At 25.2% G+C, this 22253-nt stretch carries 20 protein-coding genes and 1 pseudogene; 20 read left to right on the top strand and 1 reads right to left on the bottom strand.

Going from position 1 to position 22253, the window contains the following annotated elements; genetic code table 11:
• Positions 1–105: 105 nt before the first annotated feature.
• Positions 106–1545: a Do family serine endopeptidase gene (locus U0T64_01070; protein XBC41455.1), complete on the bottom strand. Its 1440-nt coding sequence runs from the start codon at positions 1543–1545 to the stop codon at positions 106–108.
• A gap of 527 nt (positions 1546–2072) precedes the next feature.
• Between U0T64_01070 and U0T64_01065 the strand changes: the two genes are divergently transcribed.
• The 20 genes and pseudogenes from U0T64_01065 (at position 2073) to erpA (ending at position 22231) form a co-directional block, all read left to right on the top strand.
• Positions 2073–3002 carry an FAD:protein FMN transferase gene (locus tag U0T64_01065; GenBank protein ID XBC41454.1) on the top strand — a complete coding sequence of 310 codons (930 nt, stop codon included), beginning with the start codon at positions 2073–2075 and terminating at the stop codon, positions 3000–3002.
• A 200-nt stretch (positions 3003–3202) separates the two neighbouring features.
• Positions 3203–4933 (top strand): biosynthetic-type acetolactate synthase large subunit, encoded by a 1731-nt coding sequence (gene ilvB, locus U0T64_01060; protein XBC41453.1) that lies wholly within the window; start codon positions 3203–3205, stop codon positions 4931–4933.
• On the top strand, positions 4930–5409 hold the full coding sequence (gene ilvN, locus U0T64_01055; protein XBC41452.1) for an acetolactate synthase small subunit: 480 nt from the start codon (positions 4930–4932) through the stop codon (positions 5407–5409). The genes ilvB and ilvN overlap by 4 nt, the downstream gene beginning before the upstream one ends.
• Positions 5410–5572: 163 nt before the next feature.
• Positions 5573–6520 carry a 16S rRNA (cytosine(1402)-N(4))-methyltransferase RsmH gene (gene rsmH, locus U0T64_01050; protein ID XBC41451.1) on the top strand — a complete coding sequence of 316 codons (948 nt, stop codon included), beginning with the start codon at positions 5573–5575 and terminating at the stop codon, positions 6518–6520.
• Positions 6513–6827, top strand: coding sequence for a cell division protein FtsL (gene ftsL / locus U0T64_01045; GenBank protein XBC41450.1), 315 nt, complete (start codon positions 6513–6515; stop codon positions 6825–6827). The genes rsmH and ftsL overlap by 8 nt, the downstream gene beginning before the upstream one ends.
• Positions 6828–6862: 35 nt before the next feature.
• On the top strand, positions 6863–8566 hold the full coding sequence (locus U0T64_01040) for a penicillin-binding transpeptidase domain-containing protein (protein ID XBC41449.1): 1704 nt from the start codon (positions 6863–6865) through the stop codon (positions 8564–8566).
• A 132-nt stretch (positions 8567–8698) separates the two neighbouring features.
• Entirely contained in the window at positions 8699–10078 is a 1380-nt protein-coding gene (locus U0T64_01035; protein ID XBC41448.1) for a UDP-N-acetylmuramoyl-L-alanyl-D-glutamate--2,6-diaminopimelate ligase, read from the top strand.
• Positions 10075–10860 (top strand): Mur ligase family protein, encoded by a 786-nt coding sequence (locus U0T64_01030; protein XBC41447.1) that lies wholly within the window; start codon positions 10075–10077, stop codon positions 10858–10860. Before U0T64_01035 ends, U0T64_01030 begins: the two co-directional genes overlap by 4 nt.
• Positions 10809–11468: a cyanophycin synthetase gene (locus tag U0T64_01025; GenBank protein ID XBC41446.1), complete on the top strand. Its 660-nt coding sequence runs from the start codon at positions 10809–10811 to the stop codon at positions 11466–11468. The genes U0T64_01030 and U0T64_01025 overlap by 52 nt, the downstream gene beginning before the upstream one ends.
• Positions 11449–12528, top strand: a complete 1080-nt coding sequence (gene mraY, locus U0T64_01020; protein ID XBC41445.1) for a phospho-N-acetylmuramoyl-pentapeptide-transferase — start codon at positions 11449–11451, stop codon at positions 12526–12528. Before U0T64_01025 ends, mraY begins: the two co-directional genes overlap by 20 nt.
• A gap of 1 nt (position 12529) precedes the next feature.
• Positions 12530–13857, top strand: a pseudogene (gene murD / locus U0T64_01015) (UDP-N-acetylmuramoyl-L-alanine--D-glutamate ligase).
• Between the two features lie 48 nt (positions 13858–13905).
• The gene (gene ftsW / locus U0T64_01010; protein ID XBC41444.1) at positions 13906–15039 is read left to right on the top strand and encodes a cell division protein FtsW; all 1134 of its coding nucleotides are present in this window, start codon (positions 13906–13908) and stop codon (positions 15037–15039) included.
• Entirely contained in the window at positions 15036–15248 is a 213-nt protein-coding gene (locus U0T64_01005) for a glycosyltransferase (protein ID XBC41443.1), read from the top strand. Before ftsW ends, U0T64_01005 begins: the two co-directional genes overlap by 4 nt.
• Before the next feature lie 32 nt (positions 15249–15280).
• Complete coding sequence (locus U0T64_01000) at positions 15281–16111, top strand: UDP-N-acetylglucosamine--N-acetylmuramyl-(pentapeptide) pyrophosphoryl-undecaprenol N-acetylglucosamine transferase (GenBank protein ID XBC41442.1); 831 nt, start codon at positions 15281–15283, stop codon at positions 16109–16111.
• A gap of 44 nt (positions 16112–16155) precedes the next feature.
• Positions 16156–17661: a UDP-N-acetylmuramate--L-alanine ligase gene (gene murC / locus U0T64_00995; GenBank protein ID XBC41441.1), complete on the top strand. Its 1506-nt coding sequence runs from the start codon at positions 16156–16158 to the stop codon at positions 17659–17661.
• Positions 17621–18541, top strand: a complete 921-nt coding sequence (locus U0T64_00990) for a D-alanine--D-alanine ligase (protein ID XBC41440.1) — start codon at positions 17621–17623, stop codon at positions 18539–18541. Before murC ends, U0T64_00990 begins: the two co-directional genes overlap by 41 nt.
• Positions 18542–18570: 29 nt before the next feature.
• Entirely contained in the window at positions 18571–19311 is a 741-nt protein-coding gene (locus U0T64_00985; GenBank protein ID XBC41439.1) for a hypothetical protein, read from the top strand.
• An 18-nt stretch (positions 19312–19329) separates the two neighbouring features.
• Positions 19330–20589, top strand: a complete 1260-nt coding sequence (ftsA, locus tag U0T64_00980) for a cell division protein FtsA (protein XBC41438.1) — start codon at positions 19330–19332, stop codon at positions 20587–20589.
• Between the two features lie 21 nt (positions 20590–20610).
• Entirely contained in the window at positions 20611–21774 is a 1164-nt protein-coding gene (gene ftsZ, locus U0T64_00975; protein ID XBC41437.1) for a cell division protein FtsZ, read from the top strand.
• Between the two features lie 112 nt (positions 21775–21886).
• Positions 21887–22231 (top strand): iron-sulfur cluster insertion protein ErpA, encoded by a 345-nt coding sequence (gene erpA / locus U0T64_00970; protein XBC41436.1) that lies wholly within the window; start codon positions 21887–21889, stop codon positions 22229–22231.
• Positions 22232–22253 lie beyond the last annotated feature (22 nt).

The following is a 22253-nucleotide window of genomic DNA, read 5'->3' as shown; positions in this document are numbered from 1 at the left end:
AAAATATTTTAATTTTTTAAAATTTTAGTAAACATACAAAATACACAATGAAATCCTACCTGAAAATACAACGTCCATTTTATTTTTTTCTAGGTAGGTTTATTTTTAATCTTTTGTCAATAAATATATAATTTCATTTCCACGTTTAATATGAAAAACTAATACAGGGGGTTTAATGCGTAATAATTTTCGAAAATCATTTATGGATGATATCGAGTATTTATTTACGTCAATAATAATATCGTCTTTTTTGAAACCAATACGAAAAGCTGCTGTATCATTTTTAACAGATTCAATATAAATACCTTTTCGCTGTCCATTTAGATAGAAATCACTTAATTCAGCACCTTCTATCATCGAACTTAAACTTGAAGAACTAATCTTATTCGTAACTCGTAATCTTAATTCTACAACTACAGATTTAAAATTTCCATTTCTTAATAATCCTAATTCCATTTTTGTATTAGCTGGCAAAGAAGCTATTTCAGCTCGTAATGCTAAAAAACTAAAAATAGGTTTTTTGTTAAGAGAAACAATAATATCTCCAGGCTTTATCCCTGCAATATCAGCTGATGATTTCGATACTACTCGACTAACAAATGCTCCTCTATGTATATCAAGTTTCATAGCTTTAGCTAAATCAGAGTTTAATTCTGCTCCTAAAATACCTAATTCATTACGATGAACTTGACCATAAACTATCATTTGATTAGTTAAACTGTTCACTATGTTAATTGGAATTGCAAAACCTATACCAATATTTCCACCCTCTGGAGCTAAAATTGCAGTGTTAATTCCAATTAATTCTCCTTTTAAGTTAATTAATGCTCCTCCAGAGTTTCCTTTATTAATAGCTGCATCAGTCTGAATAAAATTTTCATAATTTTCTATATTTAATCCAGTACGATTTAAAGCAGAAATAATTCCTGAAGTAACAGTTTCGCCTAAACCATATGGATTTCCAATAGCAATAACATAATCTCCTACTCTAAGTAAGTTTGAATCAGCAAATTTTATTTCTCGAAGATTTTTAATTTCATCTAATTGAAGTAATGCAATATCAAAACGCGAATCTCTTCCTATAACTTTTGCATCGTATTGACTACCATTATTCAATTGAACTTGAATTTTATTAGCATGATCAATTACATGATTATTAGTAACTACATATCCTTTTTTCGAATTAATGATTACACCTGATCCTAATGCATGAAATTTTTCACGATAAGAACCTCCATCAAAATCATCTTGACACAAAGGAGAATCTCTTAATGGAGATTCTTTTTGACATAATGGAGAAGTATCTTCAAAAAAAGGACGAAATTGACGAGGAATAGAATAATTTCTAACTACAGTACTACCTTCAATGTTTATACTTACTACTGAAGGCATTACTTTTTCTAACATAGGTGCTAAACTTGTATTTGTAGACTCTAAACGTGAGGTATCTTTTAAAGATGGCGATTGATTCCATGACATCCCTAAATTTAATAATAAAATAAAAAACAAAGACATTATCCGTAACACAAATACTGCAATTTTCATGTTTCTCTCATCATAGAATTAAAATTAACTATTCAAAATTAAATATAATTTATGAATTTTACTAAATTCAATTAAATATATTGCATTAATAAAAAAACCTAGAAATTACCAAATATATTATAAAAATACATTTTTACTAATAAATATAGATTTGTGCTAAAATTTAAATTTAAAATTATAAATTTTTATTTGATCTAATATAATAATACAAATATAGATAACATAAAATTAATATAAAATGAAAAAATACTTATATATACATCATTCCTTGGTCTCTAAAATAAAAATTTAAATTTTTAAAAACTAATAAATAAATCTGAGTAAAACTTAAAATTTATCATGTTATTTTTATTAATTATGTTAAATTTTATATATATTTCAATGAATTAATATAAAATTTTCTAAAAATAAACATGTAGAGGAATAATGAAAATATTGCTTAAAACATTTTTTTTTTACTCATAATATTATATATAAACTTATTTAAAAAGGACCGGGACAAAATAATTTATCTATCTGGTTTTACTATGGGAACAACATGGAAAATACAGCTTATTCATCGATATATAAATAAAAATGCATTAATAAAAGCAATTACACAACAAATATATAACGATAACAAAGAATTATCATTTTGGGAAAAAAATTCTGACATTTCAAAATTTAATCGTTTTAATTGTACTAAACCTAAACATATTAACAAAAATTTAGCAAAAGTTATATCAACGGCTTTGAAAATAGGTAAAAAAACATCAAATGCTTTAGATATTACTATAGGAACGTTAGTTAATATGTGGGGATTCGGTCCTAAAGGTCCTGCTTCATATATTCCAACAGCAGAAAATATTAATTTTGCTCTTTCACTAACCGGATTAAAAAAAATACAACTTATCGAAAAAAACAAAAATTATTATTTAAAAAAACATATAAAGAACATAACATTGGATTTATCTACATTAGAAGAAGGTTTTCTCGCAGATCATTTAGGAGAACTATTAAAAAAAAAAGGAATTAATGATTTTATTATTTCTGTAGGAGGAGCAATTGTAACACATGTTTTTAAAAATTTTTCACGACCTAAAATAATAGCTATTCAAAAACCAACAGACATACAAACTAAAATCCATATACTTATAAAGTTATATAACCATTCTATTAGTACATCAGGAACATATAGAAATTATTATTACTTAAATGGAAAAAAAATAATACATCTAATTAGTCCTACTACTGGAAAACCTATTAAAACTGATTTAGTTTCAGTAAGTGTAATTTCAAAATCAGCACTAGAATCAGATGCATGGGATACAGGTCTAATGATATTAGGATTTGAAAAAGCTAAATCCTTAGCTATTAAAGAGAAACTAGCTGTCTGTTTAATAAAAAAATATAAGTCCACCTTATTTACTTGGATGTCTCCTCATTTTTATTCATTTTTAATAAAAAAACCTATATAAGACAAACTTTGTAAATATAAAAATTATAATATATGAAATTAAATATAAAAATTGCTAAAATCAGTAAAAATAAGCCTTTAGAAAAACGAAAATATATAGATTTACATTTAAAAGCAAACATTTTATTATAAATTTATAAATTCAATTTAAATATTAACTTATACACATAAAACAAAAATAAAATTACAATTGGAGAAAAAATGGAAATACTATCAGGATCTGAAATGGTTATTCAATCATTAATCGATCAAGGTATTCAGTACATTTTTGGATATCCTGGAGGAGCAGTATTAGATATATATGATTCTTTGAAATCAACTAAAAAAATTAAACATATTTTAGTTCGTCATGAGCAAGGGGCAACCCATATGGCTGATGGATACGCACGATCTACCGGAAACATTGGAGTAGTTTTAGTCACATCAGGACCTGGCGCTACTAATTCTATTACTGGAATTGCAACAGCATATATGGACTCCATCCCGATGGTAGTCATATCAGGACAAGTAGCACTATCTTTAATAGGTTATGATGCATTTCAAGAATGCGACATGATTGGAATTTCTAGACCAATAGTCAAACACAGTTTTTTAGTAAAAAAAACTGAAGATATTCCGATGACCTTTAAGAAAGCTTTTTGGTTAGCATCTAGCGGAAGGCCAGGACCAATAGTTATTGATCTTCCAAAAAATATTCTTCACTCCAATAACAAAAAACCGTATACATGGCCTTCTGAAGTAAATATAAGATCATATAATCCAATCATTAAAGGAAGTATTGAATCTATAAAAAAAGCTATTAACCTTTTAAAGACTTCTCGAAAACCTATAATTTACGCAGGTGGGGGAGTTGTTAATTCAAATAGTCATAATGAATTAAAAATATTTGCAGAAAAATTAAATATTCCAGTCACTACTTCTTTAATGGCACTCGGGGTATTTCCGGGGAATCATACTCAAAATCTGCAAATGTTAGGTATGCACGGAACTTATGAAGCTAATATGGCTATTCATAACTCAGATGTTATTTTAGCAATTGGAGTACGGTTTGATGATAGAACAACAAACAATGTAAAAAAATATTGTCCAAACGCTACAATTATACACATTGATATTGATCCTACATCGATATCAAAAACTATCACTGCACACATTCCTATATTAGGGGATGCTAAAAATATTTTGAAACAAATGTTAAAAATTATAGTTGAAAGTACTTTTTTAAAAGAATGTTTTTGTTTAAAACCATGGTGGGAAAAAATTAATAAATGGAGAAAAATCAATAGTTTGAATTACAAAAAAGATGAAAAAAATATAAAACCTCAAAAAGTTATTAAAACTATTTGGAAATTAACTAAAGGAGATGCTTATGTTACATCAGATGTAGGACAACATCAAATGTTTGCAGCATTATATTATCCTTTTTGTAAACCAAGGAGATGGATTAATTCAGGAGGATTAGGCACTATGGGATTTGGATTGCCAGCTGCATTAGGAGTTAAACTAGCATATCCGGAAGAAATTGTTATATGTATTACCGGAGATGGAAGTATACAAATGAATATCCAAGAACTATCTACAGCCATGCAATATGATTTGCCTATATTAATATTGAATCTAAATAATAAATCACTAGGTATGGTTAAGCAATGGCAAGACATAATTTATTCAGGACGTCATTCTCATTCTTATATGAAATCATTACCCAATTTCGTTAAATTAGCTGAATCATATGGACATATAGGAATATCAATTGAAAATCCAAACGAATTAGAAACAAAACTAAAATTATCTTTAAAAAAATTAAAAAAAGGACATTTAGTATTTGTAGATATTATTGTTGATATTTCAGAACACGTATATCCTATGCAAATTCAAAATGGTGGAATGAATAATATGATATTAAAAAAACATAGGAAAGATAATTCATGAAAAGAACCATATCTATTTTGTTAGAAAATGAATCTGGAGCATTATCAAGAGTAGTAGGATTATTTTCACAAAGAGGATACAATATTAATTGTATTACAGTAGCACCAACAGAAGATCAATCTTTATCGAAAATAACCATACAAACTATAGGAGATAAAACTACAATAGAACAAATAGAAAAACAATTGCATAAACTAATTGATGTTCTACAAGTAACTGAAATAACATATGAAGATCATTTAGAAAGAGAAATTATACTAATTAAAATTAAAAGTACTACTAGTCATATTCGAAAAGAAATTAAACAAATTACAGATATTTTTCAAGGAATTATTGTAAATGTAACATCTTTGCACCACATAATACAATTATCAGGAACAAACAATAAAATTAATTCATATTTAGCAGTTATACGAAATATATCAGAAATTGTAGAACTTTCTCGTTCGGGAGTAATAAATATTTCTAGAAATTAATAATTTTAATTTATCTTAAAAAAAGAATATTTTTAATAAAGAATTATACTTCTATTCATTATTATACATAATGGTTAAAAAAATTAATTAAAAAAATTAATATGTACTGTTACAATAAGAAAAAATTATTCCTATAAAGTTATCTTGATACGATCAGAAATTCATGAAAAAATTTATTTCAATTCATACACCTGTTTTAGTTAAAGAGATAACAAAATATTTAAAAATTAAAAAAAATGGAATTTATATTGATTGCACATTTGGATGTGGAGGACATACAAAAGAAATATTAAAACATCTTAACAAAACAGGAAAACTATATGCTATTGACAAAGATCCATTTTCTATTGATATAGCTCATAAAATAAAAGATAATAGATTCACAATTATTCCAGGAAATTTTTCTCATATTTTACAAAAATTTCAAAAAAAAAATATTAAAAATAAAAAAGTAAATGGAATATTACTAGATCTAGGAGTATCATCTATACAAATTGATAATTCTCATCGAGGATTTTCTTTCCTTTTAGATGGCCCTCTTGATATGCGCATGAATCCAGACATAGGAATCACCGCTGCTCAATGGTTAATAAAATCTAATGCAAAAACTATTTCAAAAGTTTTATATGAATTTGGAGAAGAACGTTTTTCAAAAAAAATAGCTAATACTATAGTAAAAAAAAATAAAATTGAACCTATTACTAGAACTCTTCAATTAGCCAAACTTATTAAAAAAATTGTGCCAAAACATAAAAAACATCCTGCTACGAGAACTTTTCAAGCTATTAGAATATATATTAATAAAGAACTCTATGAACTCACTGAAGCTCTTAAACATGCATTAAAAATATTATCTCCGGGAGGTAGATTATTAATTATTAGTTTCCATTCACTAGAAGATCGCATAGTTAAAAATTTTTTTCTAAAAAACAGCAAAGCACCATATATTCCACCTGGAATAGCTATTAACGAAACACAAATTAAAAGTCTAAAAAATATAAAATTAAAAACTATAAAAAAAATAAAACCTACAATATCTGAAATTCACCATAATCCAAGAGCACGCAGTGCAATTTTAAGAATTGCTGAAAAAAGAAACGTTAATGAATAATAACACGTATAATTTATCTAAAATAATTTTAAAAGATCTAGCAAAATTACATAAAATAACTTTAATGTTACTTGCAATTATTACAATTTTTTCAATATTAACCGTTGTTATAATTCATAAAACTCGATTACTTATTACACAAGAAGAAAAATTAAATATTATTAGAAACAAAATCGAAATAAATTGGAATAACTTAACTGTAAAAAGACACTTATCAACTTCTCACGATAAAATTGAAAAAGATGCAAGAGAAAAGTTAAATATGCAATCTATCAACCCGTCTCAAGAAAATATTATTTTTCAATAATCATTAAATTAATATAAAAGGAAAATTTTATATTTATGAAAAAAATCATTAATGATATACGATTTAATAATATAAAAATGAAAAACTACTACTTCGAAAACCGAATATTTTTTTTGTTCAATGTAATAGTTTTTTCTATTATTGTAATTTTATTCAATATAACTATATTACAATTACTTAGAACAAAACAATTAACACAAGAAGGCGATTTACGATCATCAAGAATACAAATAGAACCTAATTTAAGAGGAGCCATAAAAGACCGTGCAGGAAATTTTTTAGCTTTAAGTATACCTGTAAACAACATTTGCATTGACCCAAAAATATTTTTTTTAAAAAAAAAAATTGAAAAAGAACAATGGAATAAATTATCAAATATATTAAATATTCCATTACAAAAAATCATATATAAAATTAAATACTTCAAAAATAACCGTTTTATGTATTTAACTAAAAAAGTAAGTCAAAAAATTGGAAAACGCATAAAAAAATTAAATTTTCCAGGCGTATTTGTTATGGATGATTTTCAAAGATACTATCCATTCGGAAAATCAACTTCCCAATTAATCGGAATAACTAATATTGACGGAATAGGCATTGAAGGAGTAGAAAAAAGTTTTAATAAAATACTTATAGGTACTCCAGGAAAAAGAAAAATAAGAACTGATAAATTTGGAAACATTATTGAAAATAATACATTGATTAAAAAAAATTCTCCAAATGATATAAATTTAAGTATTGATATAAGATTTCAAACAGAAATATACCGCGAATTAAATCGTGCTGTAAATCTTAACAAAGCTAAATCTGGAACAGCTATTCTTACAAATATAAAAACTGGAGAAATATTAGCTATAGCCAATAGTCCCACATATAATCCAAATAATTTAAAAGAAATATCTATGGAACTAATACGAAATAAAGCTATTACCGATGTATTTGAACCGGGATCAACTGTTAAACCCATGGTAATTATGAAAGCTTTACAAAAAAAAATAATAACTTCAGAATCTATAATTAACACTACTCCATTTATATTAAATAAACATGTAATACAAGACGTATCGTATCATAAACAATTGTCAGTAACAGATATATTAAAAAAATCAAGTAATATAGGAGTATCTAAATTAGCATTATCTATGCCAGCTTATGAATTAATTGATATTTATTCTAAGTTTGGTTTAGGAAAATCTACTCATTCAGGATTAATAGGAGAAATAAATGGAATATATCCTAAAAAAAAACATTGGTCAAATTTAGATAAAGCAGTATTTTCTTTTGGATATGGTTTGATGGTCACACCATTACAATTAGTTAATGTTTATACCACAATAGGAAGATATGGATTATATAAACCATTATCAATTGTTAAAATTAAAAAAAACACTACAGGAACACAAATATTTTCAAAATCTTTAGTAAAAATCGTTTTAAATATGCTTGAATCAGTCACTAAACCAGGAGGAGTAGGAGAAAAAGCAGCAGTGAAAGGATATAAAATAGCTGCAAAAACAGGAACTGCAAAAAAAACAAATTCAAAAGGGAAATATATTAATAGATATGTTGCATATACGGTAGGAGTTGCTCCAATTAGCAATCCTCAACTTTCTTTAGTAGTGATAATTAATGATCCAAGAGCAGGAAAATATTACGGAGGAACAATTTCAGCTCCAGTATTTAGCTCAATCATGAAATTTGCACTAAGAACTGCGAATATTAAACCCGATGATTTATAAAAAATTAAATATGTTGGAAAAAATGGAAAAAAATTTGAAAAACCTATTAAAACCTTGGATAAAAATAAAAAAACCTCTTAAAATAACAGGGATAACATCAAATAGTAAACATGTCAAAAAAAAAATTTATTTTTGGCATTACAAGGAACTAAATTTCATGGAAGTATTTTTATTAAAGAAGCAATTAAGAATGGAGCCAGTGCTATCTTATATGAAATAAAAAAAAATAATATTAACAACCATGGAAATATAAAATATATTAAAAAAAATATCCCTATAATTTATTTTGTAGAATTATCTAAACATTTGAATAATATATCAAAAATATATTATCAAGTTAGTAAAACATTAAAACTAATTGGAGTTACTGGAACAAATGGAAAAAGTACAGTAACTCACATAATAGCTCAATGGCACTATTTGCTCAATAAAAAAATAGGAATTATGGGAACATTAGGGCATGGAAGTTATAATAATCTCAAATCATCCTCGAATACGACTGAATCACAAATAAATATACAAAAATTTTTAAAAAAAATGTTAAAAAAAAATATAAAAATTGTTGCCCTAGAAGTATCTTCTCATGGAATTATACAAAATAGAATATCAAATTTGCATTTTTCTATAGCAATACTAACAAATGTCACTTCAGATCATTTAGATTATCACAAAACTATAGAAAACTATATACAATCAAAATGGATTTTCTTTTCTCAAACAAATATTAAAACATTTATAATAAATAATGACGATTATATTGCAAACACTTTTATTCAAAAATTGTCTAAAAAAAATGTTATTGTTGTAAGTATAAAAAAAAATTTTCAGCATGATTTGTTTAAAAAATGGATACATGCATATAAAATCATTAAAAATATATATTTTACTTATATTTTTTTTAAATCTAGTTGGGGAAATGGAAAATTAAAAAGCAAACTCATTGGAAATTTTAATATTACTAATTTACTACTAGCTTTAGCTGCACTATTAGAGTTAAAATATCCATTATCTGTCTTGATAAATAAATGCAAAAAAATAAAAGCTATTCCTGGTAGAATGCAACTCTTTAAAACTAAAAAAAAACCATTTGTCGTTATTGACTATGCACATAACGAACATGCTTTTAAAAATGTATTAACTGCTATTCGATCAAAATACCGTAATAAAATATGGTGTATTTTTGGATGTGGAGGAGATAGAGATAAGTCTAAAAGATCTTTAATGCGAAAAATTTCCGAAAAAATAGCTGATAAAACAATTTTAACTAACGACAATCCAAGAAATGAAGATCCGATGGAAATAATTACAGAAATTATAAAAGGAAGAAAATTAAAAAAAAATATGTATATTATCTTAGATCGAAAGAAAGCTATTACTTTCGCAATAATAAATGCAGAATTTCATGACTGCGTTCTGATTCTCGGAAAAGGTCATGAAACATATCAAATTATAAAAGAGAAAAAATATTATTTTTCTGACCATGACATAGTTAAAACTCTCTTAAAACAATGAAAATAATTCCAATACCTTTTAAAACAATATGTTCTATTACTAATGGAACTTGTCACAATGAAAAATTCATAAAAAAAAATAATTTAACTTTTCATTTTATAAGTATAGATTCAAGAAAAATTATTTTAGGATGTTTATTTATAGCTTTAATAGGAAAACAATTTGATGCCCATGATTTTATTCAAGAAGCAGTTAAAAAAGGAGCTTCTGCAATTTTATTAGAAAAAAAATCTGATATAAATATACCTCAAATAATTGTAAAAAATACTATCATAGCTTTAGGAAAAATAGCAAAATGGATTAGAAAAAAAAGCAATGCTCATATAATTGCGATAACTGGATCTTCTGGAAAAACATCTGTCAAAGAAATAACTACCTCAATAGTTCAATGCTATGGAAAAACTTTATCAACATTTAAAAATTTTAATAATAATATTGGAGTTCCATTAACTTTATTAAATCTAAATAAATCGCATAGATATGTAATTATTGAAATTGGTGCAAATCAACCCAACGAAATATTATATTCAACGAATATAGTTAAACCAAATATTGTACTAATAAATAATATTCACCTTTCACATTTAGAAGGATTTAAATCTTTATCAGGAGTTTCTAAAGTAAAGCAAGAAATAATTTCCAATTTACCAAAACATGGAACTATTATTTTTAATAAAGATAGTCATAATTGGAAAACATGGAAAAAAAATACAAAAAACCATAATATAATTTGGTTCTCAATAAAAAAAAAACCCAAATATTCGCAAATAACATTATTTTAAATAACCAAGGATCTACATTTAGATTACATTCTCCACTAGGAAATATCAATATTAATTTACCACTATTAGGACTTCACAATATTTCAAATGCGCTCGCTGCCATTTCTATAGCAATAGCATTGCAAATTCCACTGAAATGTATTCAAATTGGATTATCTAAAATTCCTAAAATGTCTGGAAGATTAGAGGTAATTAAGCTTAAAAAACATGTAACTATTATAAACGATACATATAATGCTAATGTTGCATCAATGATTGCAGCAATTAAAGTACTCGAAAAAATGCCTGGTCATACAATTTTCGTTTCTGGAGATATAGCTGAAATGGGAGAAATGAGTATGTTATACCATAAAATAATTGGAAATATAATTAGAATATCTAGAATAAATAGTGTAATGAGTATTGGAGTGCTAAGTAAAAAAATAAGTAAACATAGTGGAAAAGGCAATCATTTTACTTCTTTTAATGTATTAATTAATAATTTAATGAAAAAAATATCAAAATATAAGAAAGTGACAATTTTAGTAAAAGGGTCTAGAAGCGAAAAATTAGAAAAAATAGTTGAAAAACTAATTCAGGAGTACAAAAATGATTTTTCTAATTTATGAACATATTTTTTGTACATGTGTTAATACTACATCGCACCTAATTCATCGTTCTGTTATTAGTTTATTTACATCTTTTATTTTTTCTTTATCACTAGGATCATTTTTAATAAATTTTTTAAAAAAAAATAAAATTTATCAAATAATTCGAAAAGATGGACCGAAAACACATCATAGAAAAAAATACGTACCTACTATGGGAGGAATTCTCATATTATCCTCTATTATTTTTTCTGTTTTTCTATGGACTGACCTATCCAATTTATATATATGGCATTCACTGTTCGTTCTAATAGGATTTGGAATAATAGGACTAATAGATGATTATAAAAAAATTTTTTATAAAACATCAATAGGATTATCCTATAAATGGAAATTTATTTTCTTGTCTATAGTTTCTATTATTTCTATTATTTTAATATTATATACTATTCCACACAATTATACTATTCCATTAACATTTCTACATAAAAAAACTATACTAATAAATATCGGAATAACATATATATTTCTTTTATATTTCATACTAGTAGGTTCTAGTAATGCAGTAAATTTAACAGATGGATTAGACGGGTTAGCCATTGTTCCTATAATTTTTATAACTTCAGGTTTATATTCATTATCAGTAATTTCTAGTAATATAAATTACTCCCAATATTTTAATATTGCATATATACAAAATATTCATGAACTAGCTATACTCTGTACAGCTATTATAGGATCAGGATTAGGATTTTTATGGTTTAACACTTATCCAGCAAAAATATTTATGGGAGATGTTGGATCTCTCGCATTAGGAGGAACTTTAGGAATAATAGCAATATTATTACATCAAGAAATATTGTTTTTCATTATGAGTGGAATATTTGTTCTCGAAACTTTATCAGTAATTATTCAAGTTATTTATTTTAAATTGAAACGTGAAAAAATATTTAAAATGACACCCATTCATCATCATTATGAACTAATAGGTTGTCCTGAACCTAGATTAATAGTTCGACTTTGGATAATTTCTTTCATTTTTACAATTATAGGACTAGTTTTTATATTCAAGGCTAATTAAAATGTATAACTATTATAAAAAAAAATACTAATATTTGGAATGGGATTAACAGGTCTTTCCTGCTTACAATTTTTTATATCAAAAAATATTTATCCAAAAATATTAGATTTCAAAAAGAATCCAAAATATATTAAAGATATAAAAAAAATAAAAAATATAATTTATCATATTGGATCAATAAATTATAATTGGATAAAAGAATCTGAATTAATTATCACTAGCCCAGGAATACCTTTATATCATCCAGCATTAATATATGCCAAACAAAAGGGTATTGAAATTATTGGAGATATTGAATTATTTATTAGAGAAACTAATGCTCCTATAATAGCTATAACTGGAACTAATGGAAAAAGCACAGTAGCTACGATGGTAAAAAATATATTAAAAATGTCTGGATTTAAGGTATGCTTAGGTGGAAATATTGGAGTTCCTGTACTTAATATTCTAAATAATTCTTCAGAGATATACGTACTAGAATTATCTAGTTTTCAATTAGAAACTACCGTAAATTTAAAAGCTAGAATTGCAACAGTACTCAATATAAGCGCTGATCATATAAATAGATATCCGTTAGGTATAACTGAATACATCAAACAAAAACTAAAAATTTATAAAAAATCTACATTTTCTGTTTTAAATTTAGAAGATAATTTATCATTTAATTTTAAGATTCAACAACAACCACATGTTACATTTGGACTTAACAGGGGAATATACAACTTACAAAAAAAAGATGGAGATTTCTGGTTATGTTACAAATCTAAAAAATTATTGAATACTAAATCTTTAAAAATATGGGGACAACATAATTACATTAATGTACTATCTGCACTATCAATTGTTCACAATTTTAAATTAAATATAAAAACTAGCTTAAAAGCAGTAAAAAAATTTGAAGGGCTTCCACATCGTTTTCAATTCTCATATAAAAAAAATGATATATTATGGATAAATGATTCTAAATCTACTAATATTGGAAGTACACAATCAGCTATAAAAAATATCTTACCATATGCAAAAAGAAATATTAGATTGATATTAGGAGGTGATGGAAAACTAGCAAATTTCTCCTCGTTAATACCTTATTTAAAAAATGAAAAAATAAAGATTTATTGCTACGGAAAAAGTAAAAATGTACTTTTTAAGTTACGTCCTGAAAAATCAATATTGTCAAATACATTAAACGATGCAATGTTTTTGATAAAAACTATAGTAAAACCTGGAGATATAGTATTACTATCTCCTGCTTGCAGCAGTTTAGATCAATTTTCTAGTTTTGAAGAACGTGGAAACACCTTTATAAAATTAATAAAAGAACTACATTAATGGAAAAAAATCTATTATTTAAAAATAAAAAAACATGTCAACAAAAATATGAAATTTTTTAAAAAAAAGTTATACGATGCCGAATTATTATGGTGTACTATCAGTCTATTTCTAATTGGAATAATTATGATAACTTCGTCTTCGATCTCTATAGCTAATCATTTATATAAAGACCCATTATTCTTTACCAAAAAAGAAATATTATATTTGATAATAACTTTATTTTTAATGTATATATGTCTTCAAATACCTATACACTATTGGAAAATACATAGCATAAAAATTTTATTAGCCTCTGTCTTTATGTTGATATTAGTATTAATAATAAGTACTCCTATTAACGGATCTTTAAGATGGATTGAAATAAGTATTATACACATACAACCATCTGAAATATCTAAAATAGCTATATTTTGTTATTTCTCTAATTATATATCCAGAAAACACAATGAAATTATTAATAGTTTCATAGGTTTTTTAAAACCATTAGGAATAATATGTATTATATCAATATTATTACTAATGGAACCAGATTTAGGAACAGTAGCTATATACTTTATTACTATACTATCTTTATTATTTATCACTGGAGCACAAATTTGGAAATTTATACCCATTATTTTACTAGGAATAATAGCTACTGTTGTCTCAATAACTTTTATTCCTTATCAAAATGAACGAATACTATCTTTTTTAAATCCTTGGAAAGATCCATTTGGAAAGGGTTATCAACTCACACAATCACTCATGGCTTTAGGAAGAGGAAATGTATTTGGTGTAGGTTTAGGAAATTCTATTCAAAAATTAGAATACTTACCTGAGGCGCACACTGATTTTATATTTTCTATCATAGGAGAAGAATTAGGATATTTTGGATCTTGTATAATATTATCTATGATATTATTTGTTTCTTTCCGTGCATTAAAAATTGGAAAAGAAGCATTAAAGAATAATTGTTTGTTCTCTGGAAATTTTGCTTTTTCTATTGGAATTTGGTTTATGTCTCAAACCTTAATTAATATTAGTACTACTATTGGAATACTACCAACAAAAGGATTAACACTTCCTCTTATAAGCTATGGTGGATCAAGTTTACTAATCATATCAATTGCAATTTCTATATTGCTACGTATTGACTTCGAAACACGAATAAACAATAAATTTTATCGAGGTTGCAAATGAAAAAAAAAACAATACTCATCATGGCCGGAGGTACTTGTGGACATATTTTACCTGGATTAGTTATTGCAAAAAAACTAATAAAAAAAGATTGGAATGTATTGTGGTTAGGTACAAAAAATCATATTGAATCTGAAATAATACCACAAAATAAAATCCCTATTAAATTTATTAATATAAATCCAATTAAAAAAAAACTTTTTTTAATCTAATTAAATTTTCTTTTCAAATTTTTCTTGCTTGTTTGCAAACTAGGTCTTTTATAAAAAAAGTAAATCCTGATGTAATATTAGGAATGGGAGGATATGTCTCACTTCCCGGGGGAATAATATCAGCCTTATACAAAATACCACTTTTGATTCATGAACAAAATAGAATCGCAGGTTTATCTAATAAATTTTTATCAAAATTTTCAACTTGTACTATGCAAGCATTTCCAAAAACTATATCACATGCAAAAACTGTAGGAAATCCATTAAGAAAAGAAATTGCTAATTTGAAAAATCTAAAAAATCGTTTTAAAAATAGAAGCGGACCACTTAGAATACTAGTTATCGGTGGAAGTCAAGGAGCTAAAATATTCAATTCTGTACTTCCTGAAATAGCTTTTTATTTAAAAGATAAAGTGTTAATTTGGCATCAAGTAGGAAAAAAGAATAAAATACAAACATTAGAAAATTACAAAAAATTTAAAATTTTTCCTTATAAAATAGTTCCTTTTATAAAAAATATAGAAAAAGCATATTTTTGGGCAGATATTATTATTTGCCGATCTGGAGCAATGACTGTAAGTGAAATTGAATATATTGGTTTACCTGCTATATTTGTTCCTTTTCCTCATAAAGACAAACATCAATATTGGAATGCTTATCCTTTAAAATTAAAAGGAGGTGCAATAATAATAGAACAGCATCTTTTTAATGCTAAAACAACAACAAAAATTCTAAAAAATATAAATCGAAAAGTTATTAACATAATGTCAAACAAAATAAATCCAAGATTCTTACTAAATTCTATCAAAACTATTATTAAAACAATTGAAAATACATTTTTACTTTCTAAAAAAATCTCTTAATTTAATATAATCACAAATGATAAAATATTTACATAAATTAACTTATGAAAAATAATAACATACATTACTCTAATTCGCTTATTTCAAAAATGTGTCATAAAAATCACATCCATTTTGTTGGAATTGGAGGAATAGGAATGAGTGGAATAGCTGAAATTTTACTTAAAAATGGATACATTATAAGCGGTTCCGACTTAGAATCTACCCCTATTACAAAAAAATTAGCTAATTTAGGTGCAAAAATATTTTCCAAACATTCAAAAAAAAATATTAAAAATGCAAATTTCATAGTAATATCTAGTGCAATATCACCTTTTAATCCTGAAATTATACAAGCCAAAGCTTTAAAAATTCCCATAATACCAAGAGGTAAAATGTTATCCGAAATAATAAAAGACAAATATGGAATTGCAGTATCTGGAACACATGGAAAAACTACTACTTCTTCAATAATATTTAATATATTTGATAATAATAATTTAGATCCAACATTAATAACTGGAGGATATCTCCAAGAACTTAATAATAATGTTCAATTAGGCAAAAGTTCTTATTGTATAATAGAAGCAGATGAAAGCGATGCTTCGCTACTATATTTAAAACCAACTATAGCCGTATTAACAAACATAGATAATGATCATTTAGACAACTATAATGGAAACTTTAAAAATCTAAAAAATACTTTTATTAAATTTATAAATAATCTTCCATTTTATGGAACAGCAATAGTATGCATTGATGATAACAATATTAGAAATATAATATCATCAATACATTGTAATATCGTTACTTATGGATTTAGTTTAGATGCTGATATAAAAATAGATAAATACAAACAAAATAAATTTTCTAGTTATTTTAGAATAACAAAAAACAAAAAACTCGTATTAAATGCTATTTTAAATATTCCTGGAAAACATAACGCTCTTAATGCAACAGCAGCCATAGCCGTTGCTATCCAAGAAAAAATTAGTAATGCTGGAATTGCTAAATCTTTAAAAAAATTTAAAGGTGTTAAACGTAGATTTGAATTATGCAAAAAATTTTTTATTTGTTGTTCAAAAAATAAAAAAAATAAGATTACCATTATAAAAGATTATGGACATCATCCCAATGAAATTTTAGCAAGTATTCAAACTGCTAGATCTGGATGGCCAAAAAAAAAATTAATAATGATTTTTCAACCACATAGATACACAAGAATGCATTATCTATTTAAACAATTTATAAATATATTACTGAAAGTAGATGAATTATTGATCTTAAAAGTTTACTCTTCCGGAGAAAAAATTATTTCAGGATCAGATAGCCTTGCTTTATATCAAGAACTATCCAAGTATAGAGAAAAATCAGTTACGTTAATATTGAAAAATAATAAAATATTCGAAATTTTAAAAAACAAACTATCAGGAAATGATTTACTTTTAATACAAGGAGCAGGAAATATAAACGTTATATCAAACAAATATATTATAAAAAATTTTCAAATATTAGAAAAGGAGAAATATTATGATAGAAAAAGTAGCAGTACTACTAGGAGGAACATCTAAAGAACGAAATATATCCTTATTATCTGGATATAATATACTCAATAGTTTATTGAATTCTAAAATAAATGCGTATCCTATAGATACTAAATATTATCCGATTATTCAATTACCTACTCAAGGGTTCAAAAAAGCATTTCTTGCTCTTCATGGTAATGAAGGTGAAAATGGAACTATACAAGGAATATTAAAATATTTAAATATCTCTTATACTGGAAGTCGAATTTTATCATCTGCTATTTCAATAGACAAAATGAAGACGAAATTATTATGGAACAGCGTTAATTTACCTACAATACCTTATTACTTTACAAATATAGAAAAATTTGAAAAAACATCAAAAAAAACATTTCAAAAAAATATCTTATCATTAGGATTACCTCTTATAATAAAACCTAATACAGGAGGATCAAGCATTGGAATTTCATTAATTAATTCGTACAATTATTTAAAAAAAGCGTGCATGAAAGCATTTCAATATGATAAAAATATACTTATTGAAAAATTTGTGTATGGATCAGAATATTCTGTAGGAATTTTAGAAAATAAAATATTACCATCTGTTTTAATTATTTCAAAAAACGCTTTTTATGACTATAAATCTAAATATGAATCTGAAAATACTAAATATTTTTGTCCTAGCGGGTTAGATAAAAAAAAAGAAATAGAATTAAAAAAAATAATAAAAATGGCATGGAATATACTTGGATGTACAGGATGGGGAAGAATTGATCTCATTATGGACAAATATAAAAAATTTTGGCTATTAGAAATGAATACTTGTCCTGGAATGACAAAAAAAAGTTTAATTCCTATAGCTTCTAAGCAAGCAGGAATATCGTTTAAATCACTAGTTTTAACTATATTAAAATCGGCTCATTAAAGTTTTAAACCAACTAAATTTACATAAAAATGAAATATAAATCATCATATTATGGAATAACACAAAAACTACTGAAATATGCAGTCATATTATTTTTGATTTCTTTCATAATCTTAAATAGTTTTATATTAATAAAATTTTCTCAACAACTTTCTAATAAAAAAATATCTCATTTAATTATTAAAGGTAAATTTCATTATTTTAATAAAAATGCACTTAAAAATTTTATTCTATCTCTAAAAAAACCATATAATACTAATTTTCAGTACAATATTTTTTTAAAAAATGAACTTAAAAAATTGCCTTTTATACGCAATATTAAAATAAATGCATTAAATAATGACACGTTGTTAATTTATTTAGAAAATTTTAATCCTATTGCATATTGGAATGACAAATATATATTGAATGAAAACGGAGTAAGTACTAAAATTATAAAAAGTTTTTTTTCTGAAAATATTTTACGGTTTTATGGATCGAAAAATAGCATAAAAGACTTTTTAAACAACTATAATACAGTCCAAAACGTACTCAAAAAAAATAATATCCTTTTGAAGTCTATTATAATAACATCCCAAAATTCTTGGAAATTATTTATTCAAAATAATATTGAAATAATTTTAGGTAAATTAAATTATACTAATATTATGAGATTGAAAAGACTAATGAATGTTTGGAAATTTTTAACTGAAAAAGAAAGAACAATGAAAAAAAAAATAAAGCACATTGATATAAGATACATATCTGGTATAGCGATAGAATGGACATAATACATACAGGCTATAATTATGACAAAAGAAAACAACAGAAATTTAATAGTTGGATTAGAAATTGGAACAACGAAAGTGATAACTTTAGTAGGAGAAATGCTAACAGATGGAGTTATAAATATTATAGGAATAGGTATTTGTCCTGCGCTAGGAATAAGCCAGGGTATCATATATGATTTAAAACTAATTATAAAATGTATCAAAAAATCTATTTATCAAGCAGAAAATATGGCAGATTGCCAAATTTCTTCTGTATACTTAGCGATATCTAATAAATATATTAACAGTCAAAATGAAATAGGAATTGTCCCTATATCTAAAAATGAAGTTACAATAGAAGATATAAAAAATGTAATACACACAGCGAAATGCGTTCGTATTCAAAACGAACATCGTATTTTACATATTATTCCACAAGAATATTCTATAGATAAACGCATTGGAATAAAAAATCCAATTGGATTATCAGGAAAAAGAATAAAAGTTCAAGTTCATTTAATTACGTGCCATTCTGAAATAGAAAAAAACATTGTTAAAGCAGTAGAAACATGTGGAATAAAAATAAATCGTATTATTTTTTCAGGATTAGCTTCCAGTAAAGCAATTTTAACAAAAGATGAGAAAAAATTAGGTGTATGTATGGCAGATATCGGTGGAGGAACAATAGATCTTTCTATGTATACCAATGGAACGCTCAAAAATAGTTGTGTTATTCCTTATGCTGGAAATTCAGTTACAAATGATATTTCTTATGCATTTAAAATTCCTTTTATAAAAGCTGAAACAACAAAAATTCAATATGGATGTGCTGACATTTCTTCTTCTAACGATATGCACAAACAAATAGAAATATCTAATTCTAATAATACATCAATTAAAAAATTTAAAAAAAATACATTAATAGAAATTATTGAACCAAGATACACTGAATTACTCAATTTAATAAATAAAAAAATTTTAAATACACAAAAAAAATTAAAAAAATCAAACAATCACTATGAATTTGGAGCGGGAATAGTTTTCACCGGTGGAGCTTCAAATATTAAATTATTAAAAGAAAATGCTAAAAAAATTTTTGACATACCTGTAAGAATAGGAAAACCAAAAGAAATTATAAGTTTAGTAAATAACATCGAAAAATCTAACTATTCTACTACAGTAGGATTACTATATTATGGTAAAGAACATTATAAAAGCTATAACAAAAACAAAATGTCTGCAAATATTTTTAAAAAATGGTTTAATTTTTTTAATAACTGGATAAAAAAAGAACTATAATAAAAAGTAGGATATAAATTTATGTTTGAACCTGTCGAAAAAAATAACGATGCAATTATTAAAGTAGTAGGAATAGGAGGAGGGGGAGGTAATGCTGTGGAACATATGGTTCGAGAAAAAATTGAAGGCGTAGAATTTTTTGCTATAAATACAGATATACAAGCATTAAAAAAAATAGAAGTTGGAAAAACTATACAAATAGGAAATCATATAACACAAGGACTAGGAGCGGGAGCTAATCCTAAAATAGGACGAAATGCTGCTGAAGAAGATAAAGAAAACCTAAAATCAATATTAGAAGATTCAGATATGATTTTCATAGCAGCTGGAATGGGAGGCGGAACAGGTACAGGTGCAGCTCCTGTTATTGCAGAAATTGCAAAAGAACTAGGAATTCTAACAGTAGCTATAGTAACTAAACCTTTTAGCTTTGAAGGAAAAAAAAGAATGACTTATGCGGATCAAGGTATAATAGAACTATCAAAATATGTTGATTCGCTCATCACTATTCAAAATGATAAATTGTTAAAAGTACTAAAAAAAGGTATTTCTTTATTAGACGCTTTTAGTGCAGCAAATAATGTTTTAAAAGGAGCAGTTCAAGGAATAGCAGAACTTATGACTAAACCTGGTTTAATTAATGTAGATTTTGCCGATATACGTACTATAATGTCTGAAATGGGATTTTCTATGATGGGAACAGGAGTCGCTTCTGGAGAAAATAGGGCTAAAGAAGCATCTGAAATTGCTATTTTTAGTCCTCTATTAGAGGATATCGATTTATCCGGAGCTAAAGGAGTATTAGTTAACATTACTTCAGGATTTAATATGACACTAGATGAATTTGAAACTGTAGGTAATATTATAAGATCTTTTTCTTCTGATAATGCTACTGTAGTAATTGGAACATCGCTAAATACAGAAATGAACGATACACTTCGAGTTACAATAATAGCAACAGGCATTAAAATTGGAAAAACATCCACATACACACAATTTTCAAAAACTATACATTCAAAAAAAACATCCTTTAATTTTGAATATGAAAAACCGAATATGTTTTTCAATACAAAAAAATATACAATTGATACGAAACAATCAAAAAATATAAATAATACACTATCAAAAAATGATAATATTGATTATCTAGATATCCCAGCTTTCTTAAGGAAAAAATCTAAATAAAATATTTTATTTTTTAAAAAAACAAATTTAAAAATTTTTAAACATTAAAATAAATTAAATATATTATTTGCACTATTTTAAAAATAAAAATTTTAAAGTTGAGAAACATAATATGAAACAAACATCTAAACGTTTACTATCTTTTTCTCAAAAAGCTATTAAAAAAATTAATTCTATTACTGAAACATCTAAATTATCTAATTTAAAACTAAGAATTTACATCACTGGTGGGGGTTGTAGTGGATTTCAATACAACTTTAAATTTGACAAAAAACAATACGATGATGATACAATTATCACTAAATTAAATGCGTCTATTATAATAGATCCTATCAGTCTTCAATATATAAAAGGCGGAACAATAGATTATCAAGAAAATTTAAACGGTTCGAAATTTATAATATTTAATCCGAAAGCAAAAACTACTTGCAGTTGCGGAATTTCATTCAGCATTTAACGAAATAGTTTCCAAGTGAAAT

This window comes from Buchnera aphidicola (Nurudea yanoniella) (assembly GCA_039829995.1).
Classification (GTDB): domain Bacteria; phylum Pseudomonadota; class Gammaproteobacteria; order Enterobacterales; family Enterobacteriaceae; genus Buchnera_B; species Buchnera_B aphidicola_AV.
Note: the sequence above shows the minus strand (reverse complement) of the source record. Positions and strands in the feature narration are given on the sequence as shown.

Excerpts from the sequence above, each read along its gene's own strand:
- ilvN (XBC41452.1), top strand. The coding sequence starts at position 4,930 with ATGAAAAGAACCATATCTATTTTGTTAGAAAATGAATCTGGAGCATTA.
- U0T64_01030 (XBC41447.1), top strand. The coding sequence starts at position 10,075 with ATGAAAATAATTCCAATACCTTTTAAAACAATATGTTCTATTACTAAT.
- rsmH (XBC41451.1), top strand. The coding sequence starts at position 5,573 with ATGAAAAAATTTATTTCAATTCATACACCTGTTTTAGTTAAAGAGATA.
- U0T64_01005 (XBC41443.1), top strand. The coding sequence starts at position 15,036 with ATGAAAAAAAAAACAATACTCATCATGGCCGGAGGTACTTGTGGACAT.
- murC (XBC41441.1), top strand. The coding sequence starts at position 16,156 with ATGAAAAATAATAACATACATTACTCTAATTCGCTTATTTCAAAAATG.
- mraY (XBC41445.1), top strand. The coding sequence starts at position 11,449 with ATGATTTTTCTAATTTATGAACATATTTTTTGTACATGTGTTAATACT.
- ftsL (XBC41450.1), top strand. The coding sequence starts at position 6,513 with ATGAATAATAACACGTATAATTTATCTAAAATAATTTTAAAAGATCTA.
- ftsZ (XBC41437.1), top strand. The coding sequence starts at position 20,611 with ATGTTTGAACCTGTCGAAAAAAATAACGATGCAATTATTAAAGTAGTA.
- ilvB (XBC41453.1), top strand. The coding sequence starts at position 3,203 with ATGGAAATACTATCAGGATCTGAAATGGTTATTCAATCATTAATCGAT.
- U0T64_01040 (XBC41449.1), top strand. The coding sequence starts at position 6,863 with ATGAAAAAAATCATTAATGATATACGATTTAATAATATAAAAATGAAA.
- U0T64_01070 (XBC41455.1), bottom strand. The coding sequence starts at position 1,545 with ATGAAAATTGCAGTATTTGTGTTACGGATAATGTCTTTGTTTTTTATT.
- erpA (XBC41436.1), top strand. The coding sequence starts at position 21,887 with ATGAAACAAACATCTAAACGTTTACTATCTTTTTCTCAAAAAGCTATT.
- ftsW (XBC41444.1), top strand. The coding sequence starts at position 13,906 with ATGAAATTTTTTAAAAAAAAGTTATACGATGCCGAATTATTATGGTGT.
- U0T64_00990 (XBC41440.1), top strand. The coding sequence starts at position 17,621 with ATGATAGAAAAAGTAGCAGTACTACTAGGAGGAACATCTAAAGAACGA.
- U0T64_00985 (XBC41439.1), top strand. The coding sequence starts at position 18,571 with ATGAAATATAAATCATCATATTATGGAATAACACAAAAACTACTGAAA.
- ftsA (XBC41438.1), top strand. The coding sequence starts at position 19,330 with ATGACAAAAGAAAACAACAGAAATTTAATAGTTGGATTAGAAATTGGA.
- U0T64_01065 (XBC41454.1), top strand. The coding sequence starts at position 2,073 with ATGGGAACAACATGGAAAATACAGCTTATTCATCGATATATAAATAAA.